Below are 15,380 nucleotides of genomic sequence, written 5' to 3' on the forward strand. Positions count from 1 at the left end.
CCATGGCGGCCGCGCCCTCGGCCACGCAGCCGGTCTCCGGCGAAACGATCGAGCGCGCGCTCGCGCAAGGCGTGCTCACCGCGCAGCAGGCAGAAATGCTGCGCTACCTGGAAAACAACAGCCCGGCGCAACCCGGCGAGCCTGCCGACGACGAGAAATTCCGCTTCATCAACGGCTTCGGCGACATCTTCGTCACCATCGGCATCGCCCTGTTCCTCGGCGCGCTGTCCTATTTCGCAGCCCTCCTGTTCGACGGCGGCGGCGCGGGCCTCGCGGTGGCGCTGGCAAGCTGGCTGCTGGCCGAATATTTTACCCGCAAGCGGCGCATGGCCCTGCCCAGCATCGTCCTGCTGCTGGTCTATGCCGCCGCCATCTTCCTGGCGGCGGTGCTGTTCATCACCGGCTCTGACCAATTCAGCCTCGCGGCGCTGGAGACGCAGAACTGGCCCGTCGTCGTCGCCGGCATCGTCACCATCGCGGCCACGGCCGTCCATTACCGGCGCTTCGGCATCCCGATAACCTTCGCGGCCGGCGTGGCGGCGCTGGTCGCCAGCGTGCTGGCGCTGGTGTTCGGCACGGCGCCCGACCTAGCCGGGCAGTTCGCGCGGCCTATCCTGCTCGCCTGCGGCATCGGCGTGTTCGCGCTGGCGATGCGCTTCGACCTCAGCGACCCGAAGCGGCAAACTAGACGCACCGACATCGCCTTCTGGCTGCACATGCTGGCGGCACCCCTGGTCGTCCATCCGCTGATCAGCGGCCTGATCGGTTCCGGCCGGCTGACCACGGCGGCGGCGGTGGGCGTGCTGGCGATCTTTGCCGGCCTCGCCCTCGTCGCGGTGCTGGTGGACCGGCGGGCGGTGCTCGTCTCAGGCCTGGCCTATGCCGGCATCGCGTTCGGCTCGCTCGTCACCCAGATCGGCTTCAGCCAGGGCGTGGTGCCGCTCACCATGCTGGTGCTGGGCGCGCTGGTGCTGTTGCTCAGCGCCGGCTGGCACGGGTTGCGCCGCCGCCTGCTCGGCCTGTTCCCGCCCAGCCTTGTAAGCAGGCTGCCATCCCATACATAAGCCGCAACCGCTGTTTCATGAGTAATCCCCTATGAGCAATTTTTCCCCCCGTGAGATCGTTTCCGAACTCGACCGTTTCATCATCGGCCAGAAGGAGGCCAAGCGCGCCGTGGCAATCGCGCTCCGGAACCGCTGGCGCCGCCAGCAACTGGAAGCCGGCCTGCGTGAAGAAGTGATGCCGAAGAACATCCTGATGATCGGCCCGACCGGCGTCGGCAAGACCGAGATTTCGCGCCGGCTGGCCAAGCTCGCAGGCGCGCCCTTCGTCAAGGTCGAGGCCACCAAGTTCACCGAGGTCGGCTATGTCGGCCGCGATGTCGAGCAGATCGTGCGCGACCTGGTCGAGGTCGCGATCGCGCTGGTGCGCGAGAAGATGCGCGAGGACGTCAAGGCGCGCGCCCACATCAACGCCGAAGAGCGCGTGCTGGAGGCGCTGATCGGCAAGACGGCCTCGCCGGCCACCCGCGATTCCTTCCGCAAGAAGCTGCGCGAGGGTGAACTGGACGACAAGGAGATCGAGATCGAGGTTGCCGACACCGGTACCGGCGGCATGCCCGGCTTCGAGATTCCCGGCATGCCGGGCGCCAATATCGGCGTCATGAACATCAACGACATGCTGACCAAGGCCATGGGCGGCAAGCGCACCAAGATGCGCAAGACGACCGTGAAGGCGTCCTACGACCTGTTGATCGAGGACGAGTCCGACAAGCTGCTCGACCAGGAAGAGGTGGTGCGCCGGGCGCTCGAGGCGACACAGGAAGACGGCATCGTCTTCCTCGACGAGATCGACAAGATCGCCAACCGCGAAGGCGGCATGGGCGCCGGCGTTTCGCGCGAAGGCGTGCAGCGCGACCTGCTGCCGCTGGTCGAGGGCACCACGGTGGCGACCAAGTACGGGCCGGTGAAGACCGACCACATCCTGTTCATCGCCTCCGGCGCCTTCCATGTCGCCAAGCCGTCCGACCTGTTGCCGGAGCTTCAGGGCCGCCTGCCGATCCGCGTCGAGCTCAGGGCGTTGGAGAAGGAGGATTTCGTGCGCATCCTCACCGAAACCGAGGCGGCGCTGATCAAGCAGTATATCGCGCTGATGAAGACCGAGAACGTCGATCTCGCCTTCACCGATGACGCCATCGATTCGCTGGCCGGCATCGCCGTCGACCTCAACGCCACCGTCGAGAATATCGGCGCACGGCGGCTGCAGACGGTGATGGAGCGGGTGCTGGACGAAATCTCCTACGACGCGCCCGACCGCAGCGGCACGCAGGTCACCATCGACGCCGCCTATGTGCAGAAGCATGTCGGCGACCTGTCGAAGAACACCGACCTGTCGCGGTTCATCCTGTAGCGACGGCGTCGTACCCAACCCCTGACCATCGTGGTGGGCTGCGTACCCCCACCCCTAGCCTTTCCCCACAAGGGGGAGGGGAACATGGCCATCGGCCTTTGCGGGCAATCGGGTATATCGCTGGTGGCGCCCTCGGATTCCCCTCCCCCCTGTGGGGAGGGTTAGGGGTGGGGTATGCCGCCCACGGCGTATAAGTTTCCATATCCGGCCGCCGCCACCCATGCAGTGTGGCCAAATGGAGCCATGCGGCCGCTTTCGGCCTGCCGGGGCCCGTCCGGCGCCTACACAATGCTCGACTCCCCGGCAGGCTTTTTCTAGGTTGCGCGGCAGAACAACCGGACAGGGCGCGACGGCGCATGAAGAAACTGATTCGTGTGGCCTTCGCGCTGCTGCTGGCGGCGGCAGCGTTGCCGGCGGCGGCGGCAACGCTCGTCCCGCCGGGCAACCGCAATGCCGAGCAGCCACCGATACCGGGCGCCTCGTCGCGCCGCACGCAGGCCACCAACACCACCTTCCAGGCAAAATACCGCAAGGTCTACGCGCTGTTCCAGAACGACGCCAAGCTGCGCGCCAAGATCAGGCAGGCGGCGTCCGCCTACGGCATCGACCCGATGCACATCGTCGGCGCCCTCGTCGGCGAGCATACCTATAACGTCGATGCCTACGACCGCCTACAGACCTATTACGTCAAGGCAGTGTCCTACCTGTCGGGCAAGCTGTCCTTCTCCTACAAGGGCGAGGACATCTCGGCCTTCGTGCAGAGGCCGGCCTTTGCCGAATGCGCGAAGCTTTCGGGCAGCTACGAGCTGTGGTCGTGCCGCGAACGGGTGTGGAACCAGTCCTTCCGCGGCAAGACCGTCGATGGCAAGACCTTCCCCAACGACCGCTTCGGCGCCACCTTCTTCCAGCCCTATTACGCCGGCCAGACGTTCGGGCTCGGCCAACTCAACCCGCTGACCGCCTTGCAGATGAGCGACCTCGTGCACAAGGTCTCGGGCCTGCCGGAACTGGACGCATCCGACCCCAACGAGGTCTACAAGACCATCATGGACCCGGACCTGACGCTCAACTACGTCGCCGCCACGCTGAAGAAGTCGATCGACGCCTACAGGCGGATCGCCGGGTTCGACATTTCAGGCAACCCCGGCATCACCGCCACGCTCTACAATATCGGCAACCCGGAGCAGCGCGCCTACGCGCTGAAGGCCGAGAACGAGCGGCGCAAGGCGGCCGGCGAACCGCAGAAACTGCCGGAGGAGAACTATTACGGCTGGCTGGTCAACGACAAGCTGCCGGAATTGCAGGCGCTGTTCTAGGCCGCCCTCGGCTCAGTGGTTGTCGCGCGGCACGCCGGCCGTATGCGCCACGTCCTGGTACTTGACCGCCGGCTTCAGCACCATGCCCTGGTCGAACTGGTCGACCATGCCGCGCTGGATTTCCTGCCACGGCGTCTGGTGCTTCGGATAGGCGTAGCCGCCCTCGTTCTGCAGTTCCGCGCGGCGCCGGGTGATCTCGTCGTCGGAGACGAGAATGTCGGCTGTGCCCTTCCTGAGGTCGATGCGCACGCGGTCGCCGGTCCTGAGCAACGCCAGCCCGCCGCCGACCGCCGCTTCCGGCGAGGCGTTGAGGATGGAGGGCGTGCCCGACGTGCCCGACTGGCGGCCGTCGCCGATGCAGGGCAGCGAATGCACGCCCTTCTTGATGAGATAGGCCGGCGGCTGCATGTTCACCACCTCGGCGCCGCCGGGATAGCCGACCGGGCCGGCGCCGCGCATGAACAGGATCGTGTTCTCGTCGATGCCCTGCGCCGGGTCGTCGATGCGGGCATGGTAGTCCTCCGGCCCGTCGAAGACGACGGCCTTGCCTTCGAAGGCTTCCGGATCGCGCGGATTCGACAGATAGCGGTCGCGGAATTCCTTCGAGATCACGCTGGTCTTCATGATCGCCGAATCGAACAGGTTGCCCTTGAGGTTGAGGAAGCCGGCTTCCTTGACCAGCGGATCGGAGACCGGACGGATCACTTTCGGGTCCATGTTCTCCACGCCGGCGCAGTTCTCGCCGATCGTCCTGCCGTTGACGGTCATCGCGTCTGGATGCGGCAGCAACCCGCCCTTGATCAGTTCGGCCACGACCGCCGGCACGCCGCCGGCATGGTGGTAGTCCTCGCCGAGATATTCGCCGGCCGGCTGCAGGTTGACGAGAAGCGGAATCTTGTGGCCGACCGCCTGCCAGTCGTCGTTGTCCAGGGCGATGCCGAGATGGCGGGCGATGGCGTTGAGGTGGATCGGCGCGTTGGTGGAACCGCCGATGGCCGAATTGACGACGATGGCGTTCTCGAACGCCTCGCGCGTCATGATGTCGGACGGCTTCAGGTCCTCGTACACCATCTCGACGATGCGGCGGCCGGTTTCATAGGAAATCTGGCCCCGTTCGCGGTAGGGCGCGGGGATGGCGGCGGAGGCCGGCAACTGCATGCCGAGCGCCTCGGCCAGCGAATTCATCGTGGTCGCGGTGCCCATGGTGTTGCAGTAGCCGACCGACGGCGCGGAGGAGGCGACGATGTCCATGAACTCGTCGTAGTCGATCTCGCCGGCCGAAAGCCGCTGGCGCGATTCCCAGACGATGGTGCCCGAACCGGTGCGCTTGCCCTTGTGCCAGCCGTTCAGCATGGGCCCGACCGACAGCGCGATGGCCGGGATGTTGACGGTCGCCGCCGCCATCAGCAGCGCCGGCGTGGTCTTGTCGCAGCCGACCGTCAGCACCACGCCGTCGATCGGATAGCCGTAGAGCACCTCGACCAGCGACAGATAGGCGAGATTGCGGTCGAGCGAGGCGGTGGGCCGCTTGCCCGTCTCCTGGAGCGGATGGCAGGGAAACTCGAAAGGAATGCCGCCGGCCGCCTCGATACCCGCGCGGATGCGCTTGGCCAGTTCGAGATGGTGGCGGTTGCAGGGCGACAGGTCGGAGCCGGTCTGCGCGATGCCGATCAGCGGCTTTCCCGACTGCAGTTCCGCGCGCGTCAGCCCGAAATTGAGGTAGCGCTCCAGGTAAAGCGCCGTCATGCCCGGATTGTCCGGATTGTCGAACCATTCCTGCGAGCGGAACTTCTTCCTGGACTGGTCGCCGGCCATTGCTGCTCTCCGTATTTGTAAGACAAATGGATATGGCAACGCGCCCCGGCAGGCAAGAGGCCGCAACGCCGCACGGACTTTCGTCCGGTAGACAAGAACCGAACGCCGGGTTAGGGCTTTCCGCAGTTCTTGTTATGGAGGTACGCATGGCATTGGTGATCGAAGGCGAAGAGCGCATCAGCGCACCCGTCGACAAGGTATGGGCGGCGCTGAACGACCCCGCTGTCCTCAAGGAGGCGATCCCCGGTTGCCAGAAACTCGAGATGAAGTCGCCGACCGAGATGGCGGCCACGGTGGTGCTCAAGATCGGCCCGATCAAGGCGACCTTCCAGGGCGAGGTGACGCTGAAGAACCTCAATCCGCCCAATGGCTACACCATCGAGGGCGAGGGCAAGGGCGGCATCGCCGGCTTTGCCAAGGGCGGCGCCGACGTGACGCTGGCCGCCGACGGCGATAACGCCACCATCCTCAAATATGCGGCCAAGGCCGATGTCGGCGGCAAGATCGCCCAGTTGGGCAGCCGGCTGATCGAATCGACATCGAAGAAACTCGCCGGCCAGTTCTTCTCGACCTTCGGCGAGAAGGTCGGCGGCTGATCCGCACACCGGTCTGCGGGCAATCGGACATTGTGCCGATAGCCCGCCGCATCGCCGGAACGGGCTTTCCGGCGGCCGTTGGCCTGCTTATTCGAATACGATCGAGGGCACCGCGTTCTCCGCGGTGGCCTTTTCCTGCGCCAGGCGGTCGCGCACGCGGGTAGCTATCTGGCGATAGATCGCCGCTTCCGCGCCCTGCGGGTCGGCCGCCACGACCGGACGGCCGCCGTCCGAGCTTTCGCGGATGTCCATGACCAGCGGCACCTCGCCAAGGAAAGGCACGCCGAGGCGCTCGGCCTCGCGCTTCGCCCCGCCGTGGCCGAAGATATCGTAGCGCTTGCCGGTGTCCGGGGCGACGAAATAGCTCATGTTCTCGACGATGCCGAGCAGCGGCACGTCGACCTTCCTGAACATGTTGAGGCCCTTGCGCGCGTCGATCAGGGCAAGGTCCTGCGGCGTCGAGACGATGACCGCGCCGGCCAGCGGCACCTGCTGGGCCATGGTCAACTGCGCGTCGCCGGTGCCGGGCGGCATGTCGACCACCAGCACGTCGAGCGGGCCCCACTCCACCTCGCGCAGCATCTGCGTCAGCGCCGAGATGACCATCGGGCCGCGCCAGATCATCGGTGTTTCCTCTTCGACCAGGAAACCGATCGACATCACCTTGAGGCCGTAATTCTCCATCGGCTGGAGGATCTTGCCGTCCCTGGTCTGCGGCCGGCCGCGAATGCCGAGCAGGCGCGGCATCGACGGGCCGTAGATATCGGCATCGAGCAGGCCGACCTTCAGGCCGAGCGCGGCAAGGCCGAGCGCCAAATTGACGGCCGTGGTCGACTTGCCGACGCCACCCTTGCCGGAGGCGACCGCGATGATGGCCTCGATGCCCGGCACACCGCGCTTGCCCTGGCTGTGCGAGGCGGGCGCGTGCGGAGCGGGACGAGGCGGAGCAGCCGGGCGCGGCGCGGGGCGCGGAGGCACCGCCGCCTCCATGCCGCCGCCCTTCTTCTCGGCGGTAAGCGCCACGATGGCGCTGGCCACGCCGGGGATCTCCTTGACGACGCGCTCGGCGGCGGCGCGCAGCGGCTCCATCTCCTGGGCGCGGGCGGCCGGAACGGTGATCGAGAAGAACACCTTGCCGTCGGCGACGAATATTTCCGAAACCATGCCGAGGTCGACGATGTTGCCGGAAAAATCCGGCCCGCTGATCGTCTTCAGGCGCTCGAGGACGGCTTCCTTGGTAACAGACATCACAAATTCCCCAATACGGGCTTTCTCAGTGCAGGCTCATGCCTGAAATAGGGCAGTTCGGACGCCGCACCAAGCGCCACGATGCCGCTGTCACCCGGCCAGCCGGGTCGCGGCATAGGTCAGCGCGGCGATCGCGGCCGTCGCCGGCAGCGTCACCACCCAGGCCACGACGATGCTTTTGGCGATGCCCCATCGCACGGCCGAGACGCGGCGGGCCGCGCCCACGCCGACGATGGCGCCGGTGATGGTGTGGGTGGTCGAAACCGGGATGCCGAGCCATGTCGCGCCGAACAGGGTGATGGCGCCGCCGGTTTCGGCGCAAAAGCCCTGCATCGGGTTCAGCCGGGTGATCTTGGAGCCCATGGTGTGGACGATGCGCCAGCCGCCGAACAGCGTGCCCAGCGCCAGCGCCGCCTGGCAGGAGAGCACGACCCATAGCGGCACGTAGAAGGTGTCGCCCAGCGCGCCCTGCGAATAGAGCAGCACGGCGATGATGCCCATGGTCTTCTGCGCGTCGTTGCCGCCATGTCCAAGCGAATAGAGCGAGGCCGAAACGAACTGCAGCACGCGGAACGTGCGGTCGACGGCATAGGGCGACTGCCTGACGAAGATCCAGGCGACGGCGAGCACCAGCAGCAGGGCCAGCACGAAACCGGTGAGCGGGGAAAGCACGATCGCCGCGACCGTCTTGGTGAGGCCAGCCCAGACGATGGCGCCGGTGCCGGCCTTGGCGACGCCCGCTCCGACCAGCCCGCCGATCAGCGCGTGCGAACTGCTCGACGGGATGCCGACGATCCAGGTCAGGACGTTCCAGACGATGGCGCCGACCAGCGCCGAAAAAATGACCGCGGGTGTGACGATATCGGCATCGACGATGCCCTTGCCGATGGTCTCGGCGACATGCAGGCCGAAGAACAGGAAGGCGATGAAATTGAAGAACGCGGCCCAGAACACCGCATATTGCGGCCTCAGGACCCGGGTCGAGACGATGGTGGCGATGGAATTGGCCGCGTCGTGCAGGCCGTTCAGGAAGTCGAACACCAGCGCCACGGCAACGAGGCCGGCCAGCAGCGGAAAGACGAGCGTCGCGTCCATGGGGTCAGACGTTCTCGACGACGATGCCGCTGATCTCGTCGGCGACGTCCTCGAAGCGATCAACCACCTTTTCAAGCTGGCTGTAGATTTCGCGGCCGACGATGAAGCCCATCGCGTTGCCGCCGTCGTGGCGACGGAAAAGTTCCTTCAGCCCCTGCTCGTGCAGGTCGTCGGAGCGGTCTTCGAGGCGGGTAACCTCCTCGGAGATGGCGGCGAGGCGGGGAACGTTGGCGCCGAGCTTGCCGAGCAGCGGGATCGCCTCCGCCACCAGGTGCGCCGCCTCGACGATGACGCCGCCCATCTCCTGCATCAGCGGATCGAATTGCGTCTTCTCGAACAGCCGCACCGTCTTGACGGTCTTGTTCATCATGTCGATGGCATCGTCCATCGACTGGATCAGGTCCTGGATGTCGCTGCGGTCGAACGGCGTGATGAAGGAGCGGCGCACCGCGTGCATCACTTCGGCGGCGATGGCGTCGGCCTCGTCCTCGAGTTCCTCGACCTGCTGGCACCAGCGCTCGACGTCCGCTCCGCCGGCGAGCACCTGCTGCAGGGCCTCGGCCCCGCCGACGACGGCCTGGGAATGCCGCTCGAACAGGTCGAAGAAACGATCCTCGCGCGGCAAAAGCTTCCGGAACCAGTTCAGCATCTCAACCTCGTTGCACGGATGTCGTGTTCCCATAACGCCCAGCACGACGACGCGAAACAGCTAATGCCGAAAAAGGTGTGATTAGCCGGCATTGACGGACAATCGATCGTCCACGCCGTTGGCGCACGACCGCCTTTTCGCCGCCTGCCGCCATTCCAGGCCGCTTTCGGCCGTTGCAAGGTTGACCTCGGCCCCTATCTGGTCAAGTTTCTGCGCGCTGCTTCGGCAGCCCGGATAGCGGAAAAGGGAGCGGCATGGCCGGACAAGCGCTGATCGTCATCGATTTGCAGAACGATTTCTGCCCCGGCGGCGCGCTGGCGGTTGCCGGCGGCGACGAGATCGTGCCGCCGGTCAACGCCATGATCCGCGATGCCGAGCACGTCGTGCTGACGCAGGACTGGCACCCGGCCGGCCATTCGAGCTTCGCGTCCAGCCATGCCGGCAAGGAGCCGTTCCAGACCGTCACCATGCCCTATGGCGAGCAGACGCTGTGGCCGGACCATTGCATCCAGGGCAGCACCGGCGCGGATTTTCACTCCGGCCTCGCCTGGACCAAGGCGGAACTGGTGATCCGCAAGGGGTTCCGCCCGGCCATCGACAGCTATTCGGCCTTTTTCGAGAACGACCATGCGACCCCGACAGGCCTTGCCGGCTATCTGCGGGAACGCGGCATCTCGGCGATCACGCTCGCCGGGCTCGCGACCGATTTCTGCGTCGCTTACTCGGCGCTGGACGCCGTGAAACAGGGCTTTGCCGTGACGGTGCGGCTCGACGCCTGCCGTGGCATCGACCTCGGCGGCTCGATGGAAACGATGCTCGGGCGCATGCGCGACGCCGGCGTGACGCTGGCATGACGGAGGCCACCGCGCGAAGACGCGGGCGCGATAAAAAGTGAGGGATTTCATGCGGGTTTCGAAACTGGTGACGGCCGCGCTGTGGTTCGCGGCGCTGGCCTTGTGCCCGCAGGCCGCGATGGCGGCCGAGGAACACGGACTGCCGGGCGCCACGATGTCGCTGTGGTGGGCGCTGCCGTTCGCCGGCCTGCTGCTTTGCATCGCCAGCGGGCCGCTGCTGTTCCACCATGTCTGGGAGAACCATTACGGCAAGATCGCCGCGTTCTGGGCGGTGCTGGTGGTGATACCCATGGCCGCCGCCTTCGGCATTTCCACGGCCGGCGAAGCGGTGCTGCACGCGCTGCTGCTGGAATACATGTCGTTCATCATCCTCCTGTTTGCGCTGTTCACCATCTCCGGTGGCATCCTCGTTGCCGGCAACATCCATGGCACGCCGCTGGTCAATACCGGCCTGCTCCTGATCGGCTCGATCCTCGCCTCCATCATCGGCACGACGGGAGCGGCCATGGTCATGATCCGGCCGATGATCCGCGCCAACGACAACCGGCCGTTCAACGCCCATGTCGTCGTGTTCTTCATTTTCCTGGTCGCCAATATCGGCGGTTCGCTCACCCCGCTGGGCGACCCGCCGCTGTTCCTCGGCTTCCTGCGCGGCGTCGACTTCTTCTGGACGACGGTACACCTGCTGCCGGACACGCTGTTCGTCGGCGGCATCGTGCTTGCCGTCTTCTTCGTGCTGGACACGATCCTGCACCGCCGCGAACAGGGCGCGCCGAAGGTCAAGGACCCGACGCCCGACAAGAAGGTGCGCCTCCGAGGCCTCGCCAACGTGCCGCTGCTCGCCGGCGTCATCGGCGCGATCCTGATGTCCGCTTCGTGGAAGCCGGGCGTCACCTTCGCCATCCATGGCGTCGGGGTCGAATTGCAGAACCTGGTGCGCGACGCCGTCATCCTCGTGCTGGCCTTCGTCTCGCTCGCTGTCTCGCGCAAGGAATACCGCGCCGCCAACGGATTCGAATGGGGGCCGATCGCCGAGGTGGCCAAGCTGTTCGCGGCCATCTTCATCTGCATCGCCCCGGTGGTGGCGATCCTGCGCGCCGGCCTCGACGGAGCCATGGCGCCGCTGGTCGCGGCCGTCACGCTGCCGAACGGCCAGCCCAACGACATGGCCTATTTCTGGATGACCGGCCTTCTATCTTCCGTGCTCGACAACGCGCCGACCTACCTGGTGTTCTTCGAACTGGCCGGCGGCGACCCGCAGCACCTGATGACCGAATTCGCCTCGACGCTGGCGGCCATTTCGGCGGGCGCCGTGTTCATGGGCGCCAACACCTATATCGGCAACGCGCCGAACTTCATGGTCTACGCCATCGCCCGGCGGCAGGGCATCAACATGCCGAGCTTCTTCGGCTACATGCTGTGGTCGGGGGCGATCCTGATCCCGGCCTTCGTGCTGTCGAGCCTGCTGTTCTTCTGATAGCGGGTTTAACCTACGCCGACATAGCGCTTGACCAGCGAAGGGTCGGCGCGCAGGGCGTCGATGCCGACCGTCTCGCGGCTGCGGCCGTTCTCGATGAAGGTGACGCGATCGGCCAGCGACAGCACCGCCTCGACGCGCTGCTCGACCAGGATGGTGGAGACGCCACGGCCGCGCAAGCCGGCCACCGTCTCGCGTATCCTGTCGATCATCGACGGCATCAGCCCCTCGGTCGGCTCGTCCAGCAGCAGCACCTTCGGCTCGAGGCACAGCGCGCGCGCCATCGCCAGCATCTGCTGCTCGCCGCCCGACAGCGTGCCGGAGCGCTGCTTCAGCCGCGCGCGCAGCAGCGGGAACAGGTCCAGCACCGCCTCTTTCGTCGCCTCGCCCCTGCCGCGCGCCATCAGGCCGATCTGCAGGTTTTCGGCAACCGTCATCTCGGCAAACAGCCGCCGGCCCTGCGGCACATAGGCGATGCCCGCCTTGGGCACATTATGGGCGGGCAGCGCCGTCAGTTCCCGCCCGTCCAGCCGGATCGAGCCGGCGGCTGCGGGCACCAGGCCCATGATCGCCTTCAGCGTCGTCGTCTTGCCGGCGCCGTTGCGGCCAAGCAGGCACAGCACCTCGCCCGCCCGCAGCGAAAGCCCTACGCCGTGCAGGACCTGTACCTCGCCATAAAAGCAGTCGAGCCCGGCGACGGTGAGCAGCTCAGCCATGGGCCGTCCCCAGATAGGCGGCCTGCACGGCCTGGTTCTCGCGGATTTCCGCAGGCGTGCCTTCGGCGAGGATTTTGCCCGCCTCCATCACGGTGACCCGGCCGGCAAGCTCCATCACCACTTTCATGTTGTGCTCGATGATGAGCACCGTCGCTTCCCGCGCGATTTCGCGGACAAGCCGGATGAAGGACTCGATCTCGCCGTCGGCCAGACCCTGCGTCGGCTCGTCTAGGATGAGAAGGCGCGGCTTCAGCGCCAGTCCTATAGCCATTTCCAGCAAGCGCTGGTGGCCGTAGGCGAGCTGGCCGGCCGGCGTGGCGGCGCGGTCGGCGAGGCCGACCTTTTCCAGTACCTCCATCACCCCCGCCCGCACCGCCCCCCCACCGCGGCCGTCCTCAAGCGTGCGCTGCACCGGCAAGGCGACATTGTCGTAGACGGGCAGGTTGGCGAAGATGCTGGTGATCTGGAACGTATAGGCGATACCGAGCCGCACCCGCCGATGCGCCGGCAGACGGGTGATGTCGCTTCCATTGAACGCGATGGTCCCGGCCGACGGCGCGATGCGGCCGCAGACAAGGCTGACGAAGGTGGTCTTGCCCGCGCCGTTCGGACCGATGAGGGCGCGGATTTCGCCTTGGTTCAACGTGAAATCGACGCCGTCCACGGCGCGCAGGCCGCCGAAATCGCGCGACAAGCCTCTGGTCATCAGGAGCGGCGTCATGTCAGCCATCACGGCAGCCATCCCAGCCAGCGCTCGCGAAAAGTTCCCAGAATGCCCTTGGGGAAGAACAGCACCAGAAGGATCAGCGCCACGCCGACGACCAGCAGATAGGCGGAGGTGTAGAAGCTGGTGACGTCGATCACGTAATACATCACCAGCGTGCCGACCAGCGGCCCGAGCACGGTCGCGGCCCCGCCGAGCAGCACCCACAGGAGCGGCAGGATGGAATACTGGATCGAGGCGAAGTTGGAGCCGACATAGCCGAACAGCAGTGCATAGGCAGCCCCGGCGGCGGCGCAGAGCGTGCCGGAGACGACCATGGCGGCGAGCTTGCCGGCAAAGGTGTCGTAGCCCAGCATCCTCGTGCGCTCCTCGTTTTCACGGATGGCGACCAGCACGCGGCCGTGGCGCGAGCGCACGACGGCGAGCGTGGCCAGCAGGGCGACGCAGAGCATGGCAAGCGCGGCCATGTAGCGGACGGTCGGATGGGTGAGATCGAGCGGGATTCCTGCCAGATGGAGAACACGCACCGCCTGCGGCACCACGATGCCCTGGTCGCCGCCGGTCCAGGGCGCGAAATAGAGGATGGCAAGGAAGAACGCCTGCGCGAACATCATGGTGACGATCATGAAGGCGACGCCGCTGGTGCGCAGCGCGAGCAACCCTACCGCCAGCGACAGCAGCGCGCCGCACGCAACCGCGCCGGCAAAGGCGAGCGGCACGTTCCAGCCCAGATGCACCACGGCCAGGCCCGAACCGTAGAGGCCGGCGGCAAAGAACATCGCATGGCCGAGGCTGAGCAGCCCGACATAGCCGAACAAAAGATTGTAACCCATGGCAAAGGCCGCGAGCACCATGATGCGGGAGAACAGGCTCTGATGGTAATCCGGCAGGACGAAATTGAGCGCGAACAACAGCGCGACGACGCCTAGATGCAGCGCGTAAACCTTTACCGGCGACGCCTCCCCGCTCATCGCGCCGCCGTCCCGAAAAGGCCTTGCGGCCGGAACACCAGCACCATGGCGACGATCAGCGTGACGATGATCTTGGCCAGCGTCGGCGAAAAGAACATGGAGACGATGCCGTCCGAAAGCCCGATCAGCAGCGCGGCGACCACGGTGCCGCGCAGCGAACCGAGGCCGCCGATGATGACCACGACGAAGGACAACAGCAGCGGATCCTGGCCCATCAGGTAGTGCGCCTGGCTGATCGGCACGATCAGCACGGCAGCGACGGCCGCCAGCATCGCGCCGAAGGCAAAAGTGCCGGCATAGACGCGGTCGACCGGAATGGCGAAGGCCTGCGCGGTCTCGCGGTCGTATTGCGTGGCGCGCATGAGAAGGCCGACCTTCGTGCGCGTCAAAAGCAGCCATGTCGCGACGAGGATCAGCGCCGAGGCGGCGATCACCGCCAGCTTGTAGCCGGAATAGCCGAACCAGGGCAGCGCGATGCGCGTGTTGAAGGGCGGCGGCACCGGATGCGCGTCGGGGCCGTAGAAGGTCAGCGCCAGCTGCTGGATGATGTAGAGCAGGCCGATGGTGGCGACGATGGTCGCCTGCGGCTCGTAGCCCAGCCGGCGCAGCACCAGCCGCTCGGCCACCAGCGCCACCGCGCCGACGGCGAGCGGCGCCAGCACCAGGGCAGCAGCGAAACCCAACGCCGGCGGTCCGCCGACTGCATTGGCGATCGCCCATGCCAGCACCGCGCCCAGCATGAACAGCTCGCCATGGGCGATGTTGACCACGCGCATGACGCCGAACACCAGCGACAGCCCAAGCGCCGTCAGCGCCAGCACCGCGCTGCTGACCAACCCCTCCAGAACGGCAAGCAAAAGATGCGGTCCAAAGGCCATTCAGGTTTCGTCCTCGGCCGGCGGCCATTGGCGGGCAGTGTGGACCAATGCCAGAACGATGATTTCCGCATCCCGAATTTGATAGACGAGCCGATAGTTCGGATGCGGAAGCAGTTCGCGCGTTCCGGGAATGCCGCCTTCCTTGCCTAGCCTCGGAAATTTCGACAGCCGGCTTGTCGCGTCATCGAACATGGCGTCCATTCGCCGAGCCGCCGATGGGTTGTCGAGCCAGATGTATCCGACGATATCTTCGCGATCCTGATCCGCCCCCTCAGACCACCGGACCTTCACCTACCGGCCTCGCGATCCTTGCGTTCCCATTCCTCAAAGCGGGCTTTCATTCTCTCACGAACCTCCTCGTCCGTGTAGACGCGGCCCGCAGCGATGCTCGCTCTCGCCTTCTCCACCTTGCGGCGCAGGAATTCGACATATTCCCTGTCCTGCCGCACGTAGTCGCGCATGAATTCGCGCACGATCTGCGAGGCGGGTCGGTCGGCGGCAGCGGCGGCCGCCATGAAGGCGTCGCGCAGTTCCGGTTCAAGTTTCAGGGTGAAGACAGCTTCCTTGGCCATGGCTCATCTCCAAAAGATACTGACTTCGTATATACGTCGTCAGTATCTTTTCCGCAATAA

16 protein-coding genes are annotated in these 15,380 nt (G+C 66.1%); 6 read left to right on the forward strand and 10 right to left on the reverse strand.

What is annotated here, in order from left to right; all coding sequences use genetic code 11:
- Positions 1-2: 2 nt before the first annotated feature.
- From ACFOHJ_RS09780 to ACFOHJ_RS09790, 3 genes are all read left to right on the forward strand, one after another.
- Entirely contained in the window at positions 3-1,064 is a 1,062-nt protein-coding gene (locus tag ACFOHJ_RS09780) for a hypothetical protein (RefSeq protein ID WP_378220315.1), read from the forward strand.
- Positions 1,065-1,095: 31 nt separating this feature from the next.
- Complete coding sequence (gene hslU, locus ACFOHJ_RS09785; RefSeq protein WP_378220316.1) at positions 1,096-2,409, forward strand: ATP-dependent protease ATPase subunit HslU; 1,314 nt, start codon at positions 1,096-1,098, stop codon at positions 2,407-2,409.
- 356 nt (positions 2,410-2,765) lie between these two features.
- Complete coding sequence (locus ACFOHJ_RS09790; RefSeq protein WP_378220317.1) at positions 2,766-3,725, forward strand: DUF1402 family protein; 960 nt, start codon at positions 2,766-2,768, stop codon at positions 3,723-3,725.
- 12 nt (positions 3,726-3,737) lie between these two features.
- Here the strand turns inward: ACFOHJ_RS09790 and ACFOHJ_RS09795 are convergent, their stop codons facing one another.
- Positions 3,738-5,540: an IlvD/Edd family dehydratase gene (locus ACFOHJ_RS09795; protein ID WP_378220318.1), complete on the reverse strand. Its 1,803-nt coding sequence runs from the start codon at positions 5,538-5,540 to the stop codon at positions 3,738-3,740.
- 146 nt (positions 5,541-5,686) lie between these two features.
- On the opposite strand from ACFOHJ_RS09795, the gene ACFOHJ_RS09800 reads away from it, so the two are divergent.
- Positions 5,687-6,136 carry an SRPBCC family protein gene (locus ACFOHJ_RS09800; RefSeq protein ID WP_378220319.1) on the forward strand — a complete coding sequence of 150 codons (450 nt, stop codon included), beginning with the start codon at positions 5,687-5,689 and terminating at the stop codon, positions 6,134-6,136.
- Positions 6,137-6,223: 87 nt separating this feature from the next.
- Here the strand turns inward: ACFOHJ_RS09800 and ACFOHJ_RS09805 are convergent, their stop codons facing one another.
- From ACFOHJ_RS09805 to ACFOHJ_RS09815, 3 genes are all read right to left on the reverse strand, one after another.
- Positions 6,224-7,384: an Mrp/NBP35 family ATP-binding protein gene (locus ACFOHJ_RS09805; protein ID WP_378220320.1), complete on the reverse strand. Its 1,161-nt coding sequence runs from the start codon at positions 7,382-7,384 to the stop codon at positions 6,224-6,226.
- A gap of 90 nt (positions 7,385-7,474) precedes the next feature.
- Positions 7,475-8,479 carry an inorganic phosphate transporter gene (locus tag ACFOHJ_RS09810; RefSeq protein ID WP_378220321.1) on the reverse strand — a complete coding sequence of 335 codons (1,005 nt, stop codon included), beginning with the start codon at positions 8,477-8,479 and terminating at the stop codon, positions 7,475-7,477.
- Between the two features lie 4 nt (positions 8,480-8,483).
- Positions 8,484-9,128, reverse strand: coding sequence for a DUF47 domain-containing protein (locus ACFOHJ_RS09815; protein ID WP_378220322.1), 645 nt, complete (start codon positions 9,126-9,128; stop codon positions 8,484-8,486).
- Positions 9,129-9,382: 254 nt separating this feature from the next.
- Here ACFOHJ_RS09815 and pncA point away from each other — a divergent pair, with 254 nt between their 5' ends.
- A complete protein-coding gene (pncA, locus tag ACFOHJ_RS09820; RefSeq protein ID WP_378220323.1) occupies positions 9,383-9,982 on the forward strand; it encodes a bifunctional nicotinamidase/pyrazinamidase in 600 nt (199 codons plus the stop codon).
- A 49-nt stretch (positions 9,983-10,031) separates the two neighbouring features.
- Entirely contained in the window at positions 10,032-11,459 is a 1,428-nt protein-coding gene (locus tag ACFOHJ_RS09825; RefSeq protein WP_378220324.1) for a sodium:proton antiporter, read from the forward strand.
- A gap of 8 nt (positions 11,460-11,467) precedes the next feature.
- On the opposite strand, the gene ACFOHJ_RS09830 is transcribed toward ACFOHJ_RS09825, so the two are convergent.
- From ACFOHJ_RS09830 to ACFOHJ_RS09855, 6 genes are read right to left on the reverse strand one after another with little or no spacing between them, the layout of a single operon-like run.
- The gene (locus ACFOHJ_RS09830) at positions 11,468-12,175 is read right to left on the reverse strand and encodes an ABC transporter ATP-binding protein (RefSeq protein ID WP_378220325.1); all 708 of its coding nucleotides are present in this window, start codon (positions 12,173-12,175) and stop codon (positions 11,468-11,470) included.
- Entirely contained in the window at positions 12,168-12,896 is a 729-nt protein-coding gene (locus ACFOHJ_RS09835; RefSeq protein ID WP_378221519.1) for an ABC transporter ATP-binding protein, read from the reverse strand. Before ACFOHJ_RS09835 ends, ACFOHJ_RS09830 begins: the two co-directional genes overlap by 8 nt.
- 8 nt (positions 12,897-12,904) lie before the next feature.
- Positions 12,905-13,870, reverse strand: a complete 966-nt coding sequence (locus ACFOHJ_RS09840) for a branched-chain amino acid ABC transporter permease (protein ID WP_378220326.1) — start codon at positions 13,868-13,870, stop codon at positions 12,905-12,907.
- Positions 13,867-14,748: a branched-chain amino acid ABC transporter permease gene (locus tag ACFOHJ_RS09845; protein ID WP_378220327.1), complete on the reverse strand. Its 882-nt coding sequence runs from the start codon at positions 14,746-14,748 to the stop codon at positions 13,867-13,869. Before ACFOHJ_RS09845 ends, ACFOHJ_RS09840 begins: the two co-directional genes overlap by 4 nt.
- Positions 14,749-15,039, reverse strand: coding sequence for a type II toxin-antitoxin system RelE/ParE family toxin (locus ACFOHJ_RS09850; RefSeq protein ID WP_378220328.1), 291 nt, complete (start codon positions 15,037-15,039; stop codon positions 14,749-14,751).
- Entirely contained in the window at positions 15,036-15,320 is a 285-nt protein-coding gene (locus ACFOHJ_RS09855) for a CopG family ribbon-helix-helix protein (RefSeq protein ID WP_378220329.1), read from the reverse strand. Before ACFOHJ_RS09855 ends, ACFOHJ_RS09850 begins: the two co-directional genes overlap by 4 nt.
- Positions 15,321-15,380 lie beyond the last annotated feature (60 nt).

It is taken from the genome of Aquamicrobium soli, assembly GCF_042646345.1.
Classification (GTDB): Bacteria; Pseudomonadota; Alphaproteobacteria; order Rhizobiales; family Rhizobiaceae; genus Mesorhizobium; species Mesorhizobium soli_A.